The sequence below is a fragment of the Streptomyces sp. CRCS-T-1 genome (assembly GCF_024442335.1).
In the GTDB taxonomy this organism is placed as follows: Bacteria; Actinomycetota; Actinomycetes; order Streptomycetales; family Streptomycetaceae; genus Streptomyces; species Streptomyces koelreuteriae.
Genome location: NZ_CP101651.1, coordinates 2,623,788 through 2,636,775 on the forward strand (window position 1 = coordinate 2,623,788; position 12,988 = coordinate 2,636,775).

Below are 12,988 nucleotides of genomic sequence, written 5' to 3' on the forward strand. Positions count from 1 at the left end.
GAGGGAGAGCCCCACGTGACCATCGCGCCAGCCGAACCGGTCTCAGCTGCCGAAGAAGAGCACGACGGTCCCGGTGCCGCGCTGCTGCGGACCCTGACCGAGCTGACCGCCGACCTCCCCGACGCCGACCCCGGCCGGGTCGCCGCCGCCGCGTTGCGGGGCCGGTCCGCGCGGGCGGACGAGGCGGAGCTGCGCGAGCTCGCGACGGAGTCGGCCGCCGGCCTCATCTCCGAGGACCCCGCCTACTCCCGGCTGGCCGCCCGTCTGCTGACGATCGGCATCCGTGAAGAGGCCGCCTCGCAGGGTGTCACGTCCTTCACCGAGTCCGTCGCGGTCGGCCACCGCGAGGGTCTGATCGCCGACCGGACCGCCGAGTTCGTGCTCCTGCACGCCGCCCGGCTCGACGCGCTGATCGACCGGGCCGCCGACGACCGCTTCGGCTACTTCGGCCTGCGGACGCTGCACAGCCGCTACCTGCTGCGCCACCCGATCACCCGCAAGGTCGTCGAGACGCCCCAGCACTTCATGCTGCGCGTCGCCGCCGGTCTCGCCGAGGACGACACGGCACAGTCCGTCGACGAGGTCGCCGCGCTCTACGGGCTCATGAGCCGCCTGGACTACCTCCCCTCCTCGCCCACCCTCTTCAACTCCGGCACCCGGCACCCCCAGATGTCGTCCTGCTACCTCCTGGACTCCCCCAAGGACGAGCTGGACTCGATCTACGACCGGTACCACCAGGTGGCGCGGCTGTCGAAGCACGCGGGCGGCATCGGGCTGTCGTACTCCCGTATCCGTTCCCGCGGTTCGCTGATCCGCGGCACCAACGGCCACTCCAACGGCATCGTCCCGTTCCTGAAGACCCTCGACGCCTCGGTCGCCGCCGTGAACCAGGGCGGCCGCCGCAAGGGCGCCGCCGCGGTGTACCTGGAGACCTGGCACTCCGACATCGAGGAGTTCCTGGAGCTGCGCGACAACACCGGCGAGGACGCCCGCCGTACGCACAATCTGAACCTCGCGCACTGGGTGCCGGACGAGTTCATGCGGCGGGTCAACGCCGACGGGCAGTGGTCGCTGTTCTCCCCCTCGGACGTGCCCGAGCTGGTCGACCTGTTCGGCGAGGAGTTCGACGCCGCGTACCGGGCGGCCGAGGCGAAGGGCCTGGCGAAGAAGACCCTGCCGGCCCGTGAGCTGTACGGCCGCATGATGCGCGCCCTCGCGCAGACCGGCAACGGCTGGATGACCTTCAAGGACGCCGCCAACCGCACCGCCAACCAGACGGCCGAGCCGGGCCACGTCGTCCACTCCTCCAATCTCTGCACGGAGATCCTGGAGGTCACCGACGACGGGGAGACGGCGGTCTGCAACCTGGGCTCGGTCAACCTCGGCGCCTTCGTCGACCTGGCCCGCAGGGACATCGACTGGGAGCGGCTGGACGAGACCGTCCGCACGGCCGTGACCTTCCTCGACCGTGTCGTGGACATCAACTTCTACCCGACCGAGCAGGCGGGCCGCTCCAACGCCCGCTGGCGTCCGGTCGGCCTCGGGGCCATGGGCCTGCAGGACGTCTTCTTCAAGCTGCGCCTGCCCTTCGACTCGCCCGAGGCGAAGGCGCTGTCCACCCGTATCGCCGAGCGCATCATGCTCGCCTCCTACGAGGCCTCCGCCGACCTGGCCGAGCGCAACGGCCCGCTGCCGGCCTGGGAGAAGACCCGTACGGCCCGGGGTGTGCTGCACCCCGATCACTACGACGTGGAGCTGACCTGGCCCGAGCGCTGGGCGGCCCTGCGCGAGCGCATCGCCGCGACCGGTATGCGCAACTCCCTGCTCCTCGCCATCGCGCCCACGGCCACGATCGCCTCCATCGCGGGCGTGTACGAGTGCATCGAGCCGCAGGTGTCCAACCTGTTCAAGCGTGAGACGCTGTCGGGCGAGTTCCTCCAGGTCAACTCCTACCTGGTGGACGAGCTGAAGCGGCTCGGCGTGTGGGACGCCCGCAGCCGGGAGGCGCTGCGCGAGGCCAACGGCTCGGTGCAGGAGTTCGCCTGGATCCCCGCGGACGTACGGGCGCTCTACCGCACGGCGTGGGAGGTTCCGCAGCGCGGCCTGATCGACATGGCGGCCGCCAGGACACCGTTCCTGGACCAGTCCCAGTCGCTGAACCTCTTCTTGGAGACGCCGACCATCGGCAAGCTCTCCTCGATGTACGCGTACGCCTGGAAGGCCGGGCTGAAGACGACGTACTACCTGCGCTCGCGCCCGGCGACCCGCATCGCCCGCGCCGCGCAGGGCCAGGCACAGCCTGAGAAGACCATCCCCGTCCAGCAGACGGCCGACCCCGACGCGGTCGCCTGCTCCCTGGAAAACCCCGAGTCCTGCGAGGCCTGCCAGTAATGACCACCCAGAACCTTCTCGACCCCGGCTTCGAGCTCACCCTGCGTCCCATGCGCTACCCGGACTTCTACGAGCGCTACCGGGACGCCATCAAGAACACCTGGACCGTGGAAGAGGTCGACCTCCACTCGGACGTCGCCGACCTCGCCAAGCTGTCCCCGATGGAGCAGCACCTGATCGGCCGGCTGGTCGCCTTCTTCGCGACGGGCGACTCGATCGTCGCGAACAACCTGGTGCTGACGCTGTACAAGCACATCAACTCCCCCGAGGCGCGGCTGTACCTGTCCCGCCAGCTCTTCGAGGAGGCCGTGCACGTCCAGTTCTATCTGACGCTGCTCGACACCTACCTCCCCGACCCGGAGGACCGTGCCGCGGCGTTCGACGCCGTGGAGAACATCCCCTCCATCCGCGAGAAGGCCGGGTTCTGCTTCAAGTGGATGGACTCGGTGGAGAAGCTGGACCGGCTGGAGACCCAGTCCGACCGCCGCCGCTTCCTGCTGAACCTGATCTGCTTCGCCGCGTGCATCGAGGGCCTGTTCTTCTACGGCGCCTTCGCCTACGTCTACTGGTTCCGCAGCCGTGGTCTGCTGCACGGCCTGGCCACCGGCACCAACTGGGTGTTCCGGGACGAGACGATGCACATGTCCTTCGCCTTCGACGTGGTCGACACCGTCCGCAAGGAGGAGCCGGAGCTCTTCGACGACCAGCTCGAGCAGCAGGTCACGGACATGCTGCGGGAGGCCGTCGAGGCCGAGCTGCAGTTCGCGCGCGACCTGTGCGGTGACGGCCTCCCGGGCATGAACACCGAGTCGATGCGGCAGTACCTGGAGTGCGTCGCCGACCAGCGGCTCACCCGGCTCGGCTTCGCTCCGGTGTACGGCTCCGAGAACCCCTTCTCCTTCATGGAGCTCCAGGGTGTTCAGGAGCTGACCAACTTCTTCGAGCGGCGCCCCTCGGCGTACCAGGTTGCGGTGGAGGGCACCGTCGACCTGGACGAGGACTTCTGAGCCGGTTCGCTCTCCCTGGCCTCCTGGGCCTCCCTGATCTGACGGTCGACGCGCTTGTCGCGCACGAGGCCGATCACTGACGGGAGGACCAGGAGGACCAGCGTCCCGAGTACGAAGATCATTGCGATGAGTGTCTGTGCCTGGTTCGTTTCCATGGACACCACTGTCGCGCCGATGACTCCTTACCGTCAGTGGCAGTACTGCCGTAGACCCTCGAATTACTGCCACCGGCGAGGCACACTGGAGACATGCTCCAGAATGTGGCCGTCGTCCTGCTCGACGGCGTGAACCCCTTCGAACTGGGTGTGGTGTGCGAGGTCTTCGGCACCGACCGCAGCGACGACGGCCTGCCGGTCTACGATTTCGCGGTCGCCTCGGCCGAGGGCCCGGTCCTGCGCATGAACTCCGGCTTCTCGCTGCACGCCGAGCACGGGCTGCAGCGGCTGGAGACGGCCGATCTCATCGCGGTGCCGGCGGGGCAGAGCTACGCGACCCGTGAGTTCCCGCCGGAGCTGCTGGACGCCCTGCGCCGCGCGGTGGACCGCGGCTCGCGCGTGCTCAGCGTCTGCTCCGGCGTCTTCGTGCTGGCCGCGGCCGGGCTGCTGGACGACCGTCGCTGTGCCGTGCACTGGAAGCACGCGCGGGACCTCGCCCGGCGGTATCCCCGGGTGGCCGTGGAGCCGGACGTGCTCTACGTCGACGAGGACCCGGTGATCACCTCCGCCGGCACGGCCGCGGGGATCGACGCCTGTCTGCACCTGGTGCGCAAGGAGCAGGGCTCGGAGGTCGCCAACAAGATCGCCCGGCGGATGGTGGTGCCGCCGCACCGCGACGGGGGCCAGGCCCAGTACATCGAGCGTCCGCTGCCGATCTCCGAGGCCGACGCGATCGGCGAGGTGCTGGCGTGGATGGAGCGGCATCTCGACGAGGAGGTCACCGTCGAGCAGCTCGCCGTCCGCGCCCATATGTCGCCGCGCACCTTCGCCCGCCGCTTCCAGCAGGAGACGGGGACGACTCCCTACCGCTGGGTCCTGCGCCAGCGAGTGCTGCTGGCCCAGCGGCTGCTGGAGGCGACGGACGAGACGATGGACGCGATCGCCGGCCGAACGGGGTTCGGCAACGCGGCCACGCTGCGCCACCACTTCGTCCGGGCGGTGGGCACCACGCCGAACGCGTACCGGCGCACGTTCAGGGGCCCCGAAGCGGCCTGACGATCACCGGCCCGTCACCTCGGCACCGGCCGCAGCCGCAGATCGTGCGGCCGGAGCGTGATGCCGACGCGGGTGGCGTCGTTCGAACCGGCCACCTGCTCGAAGCGGTACCCGGCGGCCAGCGCCGCCGTGATCAGCGTCAGCTGGGCCATCGAGAAGTGGTCGCTCGGGCACTTGCGGTTGCCCGTGCTGAACGGGCTCATGGCGTGCTTCGGGATGTCCTTGACCCGGTCGGGCAGCCACCGGTCGGGGTCGAACTCGAGGTTCCGGTCGTACGACTTCGCATCGCGCTGGATGGCGTACGGGCTGTAGACGATGTCCGCCCCGGCCGGAATCCGGTATCCGCCGAGTTCCGTGTCCCGTACCGCCCGGCGCGTCAGAATCCAGACGGCGGGGCGCAAACGCAGGGCCTCGACGACGACATTGTTGGTGTGCCTGAGCCCCCGGACGTCCTCGAATGCCACCGGCCTCCCACCGGTGACGGCTTCTACTTCGTCCCGCACCCGGTCCGCCTGTTCAGGGTGTTCCGCGAGCATATGCAACAGCCACATGATCGTGGAGGCGACGGTTTCGCTGCCGGGGGTGAGGATCGCGACGACCTGATCGTGGATCTCCTGTTCCCCGATGGGGTCGCCATTCTCGTCCTTCGCCTCCAGCAATGCCGTCAGCAAATCGTTCGGCTTTTGACCGGATGCCCGGCGCTCGGCGACGATCTCGTCGACCAGGAGATGCAAATCGGCCAATGCCCGGTTGAATTCGCGGTTGGCCGGGAGCGGCAGGTTGTACAGCGGCCCGAGCGGGACCACCATCCGCCGGTACATCCCGCGGAAGACGGTGGCGAGCGCGACGGACAGCCGCTCCGCCCGCTCGTCCATGTAGTTGCCGCGCAGCAGACAGCGGGCCGCGATGCGCACGGCCACCCGGAACGACTCGGAGGTGCAGTCGATGGTCTCCCCGGCGCTCAGGCGCTCGGTCAGCGCGTGCGCCTCCTCCTCCATGATCGGCCCGTAGCCGGGTATGGCGTCGAGCCGGAAGGCGGGCTGGATGGTGCGTCGCTGGCGCCGGTGCTGCGGCCCGTTCGCGGTGGCCACGCCCTCCTTGCCGAGCAGGCCCTCCAGGGACTCCCAGAGCGGGCCGGCGATGATGAAGTCGTTGCTCAGCGCCAGCGCCCCGGTGAGATCCGGGGTGGTCACGGCGTACACGGTCTTCGGCCCGAGCTTCAGGCGGACCACGTCGCCGTGCTCGCGCAGCCGGGACATGAACGCCAGCGGGTCGCGCACCAGCTTCCAGCCGTGGCCGAGGCCGGGGACACCGCCGCCCGCCCGGGGCGGCTCACGCAGATCCGGAGCCAGGGCTTCGGGTTGCACGGACTCGACGGTCATTTCTCACCTGCCGCTTCGTTGTTGACGTACGGGGGCGTGGACCGGTCGTCCCAGCTGTCGACCATGTACCGGCCGGACTCGTGGTGGAACCAGTAGACGGAACTGAACCAGTTGCGCATATTGCTCAGACAGGCCCGCACGGCGGCGCTCAGTTCCTTTCCCCGCACGGTGCCGTCGGCGAGGTCGTCGGCGAACCGTAATGCTTCCCCTTCGACCTCGATGAATTCCGTGATGCACTTCTCGACACGGTTTCTCAGCTCCACGACCGCCTGTTCCAGAGTCAGCCCCTCATGGGTGATGAGACTGATTCCGAGATTGTGCACCTCATCGCCCGCAATTTCCTTCGGAAGGGAGCAGAGGTCGTTGTACCAGGCGGCGAATTCCTGGCTCAGCAGCGCTGCCCGCCGGTATGCCGGGTGTTTCCGGACGGGGTCGGGTATCTCGCATCCCGCGACCGGCTCCAGTAGATCCGTCCATATCCAGTGAGCGAAGGTGAGCCGGCGCAACCGGAGATATTCGTCGACCGTGGGCACGATTCCATGGGTACGGTTGTGGAACTCCCGGTCGTAGGCGTCGACCACCGCGTGGAAGTGCCGGGCGAACCGGAGGTTCCACGTCCTCGGCAGGAACGCGTACAGCCGGGACACGCTGTCCGCGAACCCGGCGACCAGTGGGTCCTCGTGGTGCAGATGCGCCCCGGGGAAGTCGAGGGCCGTGTGCAGCCGGTCCCGCAGCCGCCGCCAGGCGACCGGACGGCCGTGCACGATGTCGCGGTCGTGCCGGTCGTCCCAGACGAAGAACCAGGCGCTGTAGTCCGCGATCGCCTGGAGGACCTCGTCGGAGGCACCGATGTAGTACCCCGCCATGAGGTCGGTGTAGCAAAGGCCGTCGGCATATTCCTCCACCTTGTCCGCGGGCATGAGCCGCTTTTCGAGCAGCCAGGCCCGGGTCTTCTCCTGGCACTTCGGCCAATACGGGTGGAGTTGCCGATCGAACGCCGCCTCGATCACCGGTAGAGAGAGCGACGGTGGAACTGCGATGGTGGTCGGTGCCGATGTGGTGCCGTCTGGCAAAGCATGCACGAACTAACCCCTCTCAGCCGCCAGTTGGCGCGGGCGCCCCTCCCTTCGTGCCGGGCGTGCGCCGTTGCATACCCCGCTCATCCCATTCAGCACTACAACTGACCGTTCTGGGAACGCATTTGCTTCATTCACTACCCCACAGTGCCGGGATCCTCCCGGTGTGTGACTGGTGGCGGATCGCCAGGAGAGCAGAAGCGATCGAACGTGCGACGGACAGGCGAACGACACAGACGAACGGCGTCTGTTCGGGACGGGATTCCCGGACAGACGCCGTTCGTCTGGTGCGTGTGAGGTCTCAGTCGTTCGCGACCACGGGGTAGCGGGGCTCGTTCTCGGCCATCTGCCGCAGCGCGTCCTTGCGCTCGCGCTTGGAGAGCCGGTCGATGTACAGGGAGCCGTACAGGTGGTCGGTCTCGTGCTGCAAACACCGAGCGAAGTATCCGGTGCCGCGCACCTTGATCGGGTTGCCCTTCTCGTCCTGCCCGGTCACCTCGGCGTAGTCGGGCCGGGCGAGCGGGGCGTACGCGGTGGGCACGGACAGGCAGCCCTCGTTGCTGTCGTCCAGCCGGCGCGTCTCGGCGGGCAGTTCGACGAGCTTGGGGTTGCAGATCACGCCGGTGTGGCGGACGCCCTCGTCGTCGGGGCAGTCGTAGATGAAGACCTTCTGGTCGACACCGATCTGGTTGGCGGCCAGGCCCACGCCCTCGGCGGTGCGCTGGCTGGCGAACATGTCCGCGACGAGCTGCTGGAACTCCTCGCCGAACTCGGTGACGTCCTTGCACTCCTTGTGCAGCACCGGGTTCCCGACCACCGTGATCGGCCGCGAGGTCCCCCGCTCCCGCCAGGCCGCCTCGCGCTCCTCGCAGTCCTCCGTGTCGATCACGTACCCCTCGTCATCGACGGGGAGCACGCCCGCGTGCTGCTGATCGGTGTCCTGCTGAGCCATGACGTTATGTACGCCTTCCTGAAACTGACCGGGCTGAGATGCTGATACAGGTTACGCCGGTATCGGACGCCCTTTTTTTCTTGGGGGCGCGGGGAACTGCGCGACCAGCCCCCGCGGCGCCGCACCCGTCAGGCGACCTAACAGACCTCTTCCAGATCCCGCCAATCCCGGGAATCCGGACTGTCGGCCACCCACCCGTCCAGCAACCCCCTCACCAGCGAAGCCGGCGCGGCCAGCCCGCACTCCCGCTCCGGCACCCACAGCTGCCCGTCCGTCCGATGCCCCAGCGGCCCGGGATGCCCCGGCTCACTGTGATCATGCGGATCGAGATGCTCCCCGTCACCCTCGTCCGACGGCATCCGGGACTCCGAGCACATCCGGCACAGCAACCGCACCGACGAGGACCAGTCCTCCGCCGCGAACCCGGCGTCACCCGCCAGCTGCTCCAGCGCGTCCCGGTCGGACTCGGTCGCCGCCTCCAGCAGCACCACCCAGGTCGGCACCGGCGACGGCGCCCACAGCTCGATCTCGTCGAACACCGGGTAGGTGTGCCCGGCGGCCGTGGTCCGCTCCCCGTGCGGCACCCCGTCGTGCAGGACGACCTCGCCCCAGCGCCGCCCCGACGACGGCAGCGGAATGGACAGCACCTCGATCCGCGCGGGATCCAGCCGCCGCCCCCACACGACCTCGGCCTCCCCCTCGGGGGACAGCCGCACGGCCGCGCTGCCGAGGTCCATGCCGACGGGCTCGCCGGCGGCGGTGGCCGAACCCGGCATCCGCAGCCCGTAGGCCTGCCAGGCGCGGCGGGCCAGCGGCCAGTCCTGGAGGGCGGTCGCGGCGATGCCGACGTTCCACCAGTCGGGCGCACCGGTGTCCCGGTCGAGCAGGGCCACGGCCCTGAGGCCCGCCGCCCGCGCCTGCTCCCAGTCGTGCCGGAACTTGTGCAGCAGGGCGAGGTTGAACCACGACTCGGACAACCAGGGCTCGAGGTCGGCGGCACGTGTCAACAGTGCGCCCGCGTCCTCGTACCTACCGTCGCCGATAAGTGTGAACGCCCGGTCTGTGGCCTGCCGCCAGGAGGCGGAGGGCCGGTGCCGTCCCTTGCCGAAGATCCTCACGATTCCCGCCTGCCAGTTCCGTGCGGTGGGCTGGCCGTAGCTGTGTTTCGAGCCCCCGGACACCTTCTCCTTCGCATCCAACCACGTACGGCCTCCGAGGCGCTCATTACCCATGGGTTACCCAGCCACGGGCAGACTCAGACTGCTCCTTGCCAGTACCCGGGCCAGTGATTCCACCACCTCCGGCGCGTACTTCCCGGCGGTGGCGAGCCGGAGTTCCTCCAGCGCCGTCAGCGGCCCGCCGGGCCCGCCTTCCCTGGACTTCTCCTCGTACGCGTTCACGGCCCGGACGATTCGCGCGGCGAGCGGCTGCTCGGCGTAGGGGTCGGCCTGCCGCTCCACGACCACGGCGACCGCCTCGTCGACGCCCGTCTGCCGTACGACGGCACCGCCGAGCAGCGCGATCCGCCGCTGTTCCGCCGCGGGCAGGTCGGCGGTGGCTCCCGCGGGCACCGGGTCGACGAGGCTGAGCTGGCCGATGTCGTGCATGAGCGCGGCGTACTCCAGCACGGCCAGTTCGGGCTCGGTCAGGCCCAGGTCCCGCCCCACCGCCTGGCCGAGCGCGGCGACGCGCCGGGCGTGCCCGCAGGGGGTGCAGCCGGCGACCTCGGTGGCCCGTGCGAGGGAGGCGATGGTCTGCCCGTAGGTGGCCCGGACGGCTGCGTAGCGCCGGAACGACATCTGGGCGAGCAGCAGCGGCACGGAGAAGACGGGCAGCGCCCACAGCCCGACCACGGCGACCGCGAGGGCCATCACGGCCCCGGTGGCGATGACGGCGGAGCCGATGCCGCACACGGCCCGCAGCTCGTCCCGCAGCACCGGGCCGAAGGGCCAGCCGGTGCGCGAGTGGGCCAGGGCGGCGGCGAGCACCGCGTCGCACAGCGCGGTCAGGGACAGCAGCGCGAGCAGCAGCAGCGCGTAGGCGGGTCCGCCCCAGTCGTCGAACATCCCCCGGTTGTACGGGGGCTGGAAGCACACGGCGACGAAGCCGACGGTGAGCATGCGGCGCGCCAGATGGTCGAGCGTGGGCCCCTGTCCGCGCGCGACGTGCGGCACGCTGCCGAGCAGCGAGGCGGCCAGGACGACGGCGAGGACCTGGGCGAGGCCGTGGTGCGTGGCCCGCCCGCCGGCCTCCCCGAGCAGCGCGTACGACAGGGCCGCCGCGGCTCCGAGCGGTGCCGGCTCCCGGATCCGCGCCCCGCCCCGCCGGGTGAGCTCCCCGACGGTGACGAGGACCCCGAAGGCGAGGGCGACCCGGCGTTCCTCGAGCCCGTTGTAGAGCGTGACGGCGAGGGAGCCGGTGGCGAGGAGGGCGGCGGAGGCGTGGACCAGGGTGCGCAGGTGCGGCGCCCCGCACCCGCTCATCGGTGTGCTCCCGGCCGGCTGGAGACGGGTGCGCCGGGCGGGGGCACCCGGGGCGTGTGGACGTCGTCGGCGGTCACCGCGGGGTGCCAGCCCGCCCTCCGTACGGCCGCGACCAGGGCCGTGACCATCACGGGGTCGAAGTGGCTGCCCGCGCACCGCTCCAGCTCCTCCAGGGCCACCGGGACGGGGCAGGCCCTGCTGTAGCTCCGGGTGGAGGTCATGGCGTCGAAGGCGTCGGCGACCGCCACGACCCGTGCGGACTCCGGGATCTGACGGCCCACCAGCCCGTAGGGGTACCCGCTGCCGTCCAGCCGCTCGTGGTGGTGCAGTACTGCGGCGCGGGCCTCACCGAGGAAGCCGATGCCGCGCACCATCTCGTGCCCGTACTCGGGGTGCAGCTCGATCACACGCCGTTCCTCGGGGGTCAGCGGCCCGTTCTTCCTGAGCAGCCGGGTGGGCACGCCCAGCTTGCCGACGTCGTGCAGGATCCCGGCGAAGCGGAGCACCTCGACGCGCTCGTCGTCCATGCCCAGCTCGCGCGCGATCATCATGGAGGCCTGTCCGACGCGCTCGCTGTGCCCGCGGGTGTACCCGTCCTTGATGTCGACGGCCTGCACCAGCGCCCGGATGGTCGCCTGGTGGGCGGCCCGTTCCCGGTGGTACTGGGCGAACGCCCACCACGAGACGCACATCGGCAGCAGCACGAGCAGCGCGGCCACGGGACCGTACGGGCTGCGCCACAGGACGGCCATCATCAGCCCGGCGAGCCCGTGCACGGCGATCGGCGCGAGCGAACGCGGCACCAGCCCCCGCCAGGCGCGCCGCACCGGCACCCGCTCGGCGGCGGCGAGGATCCCCCCGTCCAGCAGCGCGAGCACCAGGCAGAACGCCAGCACGGCGGCACCGGCCGGCCCGAGCGCGTAGGGGACGTCGCCCGCGACGACCGCGTCCCGCCCGCCGAGCGCCCAGTGCACCCGGGCAGCGGCCCACACGCCGAGGACGAGCTGGGCGGCCCGCCAGATCCGCCGTAGCGTCGCGGGCCGCTGTTCCACGGGCGAGAGCAGCGCGGCGGGCACGGCGACCAGGGCGGCGGCGGGCGCCGGCAGCAGGAAGGCACCGGCGAGCAGCACGGGATAGAAGGTCCCGGCCGGATGCGAGATGCCGACGAACCGGGACCGGGCGACGCGCTCGCACCCGGCGTACAGCGCGGCCAGCAGGGCGACGGCCCACCAGGGCGTACGAACGCCCGGCAGCGGGAGCAGACAGCACAGGGCGGCGACGGCGACAGAGGCGACATACACACGTGCCCGCGCCGATACCGCTTCCATGAGCCCCTCCCCGGCCATGTCCGTCAGGCCCGGAGCCTAGGCCGCAGATGGGGGGCTCCATGGGCCGATAGCCCATGGATTAGCACGTTCGAGTGACGCGTTCGACGATGCCGAGAGGATGACTACCCCTGGAGAGGCGGGGTAGTTGAAAAGCGCAGGAGTCTCAGGACTCCTGGGGCGTGGCAGGCGAGGCCGTGACGTCCTGATCGGGGACGGCCTGGCCGGAACGGATCAGGTCGATCCGCCCCATGACCTTGGCCCGCAGGTCACCCGGCACGTCGTCATGCCCGCAGCAGCGCTTGACGAGCTTCTTCACGGCCTGTTCGAGCCCGTACTTCTCGAGGCAGGGCGAGCACTCCTCGAAGTGGGACTCGAACTTCACGCAGTCCGAGTCCGGCATCTCCCGGTCGAGGAACTCGTAGAGATGATCGAGGATTTCGCTGCAATCCGTCTCGTGCGGCTCTCCGCAGCTCATGACCCCGAGCCTTTCGCTTCGTTCGACTCTCCGGCGCCGGCCGGGACCATCCCGCGGTCACGGGCGTAGTCCTCCAGCATGCCGCGCAGCTGACGGCGGCCCCGGTGCAGCCGGGACATCACCGTACCGATGGGTGTGCCCATGATGTCGGCGATCTCCTTGTAGGCAAACCCCTCGACGTCCGCGAGATACACGGCGATGCGGAACTCCTCGGGGATCGCCTGGAGCGCTTCCTTCACGTCCGAGTCGGGCAGGTGGTCGAGCGCCTGCGACTCCGCGGAGCGCAAGCCCGTCGACATGTGCGACTCGGCGCGGGCGAGCTGCCAGTCCTCGATCTCCTCGGCCGCGGAGCGCTGAGGTTCGCGCTGCTTCTTGCGGTACGAGTTGATGAAGGTGTTGGTGAGGATCCGGTACAGCCACGCCTTGAGGTTGGTGCCCTCGCGGAACTGATGGAAGGACGCGTACGCCTTGGCGTACGTCTCCTGCACCAGGTCTTCGGCGTCCGCCGGGTTGCGCGTCATGCGCAGCGCGGCCGAGTACATCTGGTCGAGGAACTCGAGAGCGTCCCGCTCGAAGCGCGCACTGCGCTCCGCGGCCGTCTCCGCGCCCGTGCCGCTCTGGCCCCCGGGCTGCTCCGCCTGGCCGTGTTCGGTCCCTGCGTCGGTCCCTGTGACCGGACCCAC

11 protein-coding genes are annotated in these 12,988 nt (G+C 70.1%); 3 read left to right on the forward strand and 8 right to left on the reverse strand.

The genetic code is table 11. The features are described 5' to 3' along the window. Window positions 1-15 precede the first annotated feature (15 nt). The 3 genes from NNW99_RS11495 to NNW99_RS11505 all read left to right on the forward strand — a co-directional run bounded on the left by NNW99_RS11495 (window position 16) and on the right by NNW99_RS11505 (window position 4,609). Entirely contained in the window at window positions 16-2,391 is a 2,376-nt protein-coding gene (locus NNW99_RS11495) for a ribonucleoside-diphosphate reductase subunit alpha (RefSeq protein WP_215118605.1), read from the forward strand. Continuing rightward, the gene (locus NNW99_RS11500; RefSeq protein WP_215118606.1) at window positions 2,391-3,398 is read left to right on the forward strand and encodes a ribonucleotide-diphosphate reductase subunit beta; all 1,008 of its coding nucleotides are present in this window, start codon (window positions 2,391-2,393) and stop codon (window positions 3,396-3,398) included. Before NNW99_RS11495 ends, NNW99_RS11500 begins: the two co-directional genes overlap by 1 nt. Window positions 3,399-3,646: 248 nt before the next feature. Then, window positions 3,647-4,609: a GlxA family transcriptional regulator gene (locus NNW99_RS11505; RefSeq protein WP_215118607.1), complete on the forward strand. Its 963-nt coding sequence runs from the start codon at window positions 3,647-3,649 to the stop codon at window positions 4,607-4,609. Window positions 4,610-4,623: 14 nt separating this feature from the next. Here the strand turns inward: NNW99_RS11505 and NNW99_RS11510 are convergent, their stop codons facing one another. The 8 genes from NNW99_RS11510 to sigR all read right to left on the reverse strand — a co-directional run bounded on the left by NNW99_RS11510 (window position 4,624) and on the right by sigR (window position 12,988). Beyond that, complete coding sequence (locus NNW99_RS11510; RefSeq protein WP_215118608.1) at window positions 4,624-5,991, reverse strand: cytochrome P450; 1,368 nt, start codon at window positions 5,989-5,991, stop codon at window positions 4,624-4,626. Then, window positions 5,988-7,073 carry an epi-isozizaene synthase gene (cyc1, locus tag NNW99_RS11515; protein WP_215118609.1) on the reverse strand — a complete coding sequence of 362 codons (1,086 nt, stop codon included), beginning with the start codon at window positions 7,071-7,073 and terminating at the stop codon, window positions 5,988-5,990. Before cyc1 ends, NNW99_RS11510 begins: the two co-directional genes overlap by 4 nt. 295 nt (window positions 7,074-7,368) lie before the next feature. After that, window positions 7,369-8,019, reverse strand: coding sequence for a peptide deformylase (gene def / locus NNW99_RS11520; RefSeq protein WP_215118610.1), 651 nt, complete (start codon window positions 8,017-8,019; stop codon window positions 7,369-7,371). Window positions 8,020-8,156: 137 nt separating this feature from the next. Then, window positions 8,157-9,137 (reverse strand): hypothetical protein, encoded by a 981-nt coding sequence (locus tag NNW99_RS11525; protein WP_215124234.1) that lies wholly within the window; start codon window positions 9,135-9,137, stop codon window positions 8,157-8,159. Between the two features lie 117 nt (window positions 9,138-9,254). After that, a complete protein-coding gene (locus NNW99_RS11530; RefSeq protein ID WP_215118611.1) occupies window positions 9,255-10,502 on the reverse strand; it encodes an HD domain-containing protein in 1,248 nt (415 codons plus the stop codon). Further along, a complete protein-coding gene (locus NNW99_RS11535) occupies window positions 10,499-11,830 on the reverse strand; it encodes an HD-GYP domain-containing protein (protein ID WP_215118612.1) in 1,332 nt (443 codons plus the stop codon). Before NNW99_RS11535 ends, NNW99_RS11530 begins: the two co-directional genes overlap by 4 nt. Before the next feature lie 163 nt (window positions 11,831-11,993). Beyond that, on the reverse strand, window positions 11,994-12,305 hold the full coding sequence (rsrA, locus tag NNW99_RS11540; RefSeq protein WP_215118613.1) for a mycothiol system anti-sigma-R factor: 312 nt from the start codon (window positions 12,303-12,305) through the stop codon (window positions 11,994-11,996). Beyond that, window positions 12,302-12,988, reverse strand: a complete 687-nt coding sequence (sigR, locus tag NNW99_RS11545; protein WP_215118614.1) for an RNA polymerase sigma factor SigR — start codon at window positions 12,986-12,988, stop codon at window positions 12,302-12,304. Before sigR ends, rsrA begins: the two co-directional genes overlap by 4 nt.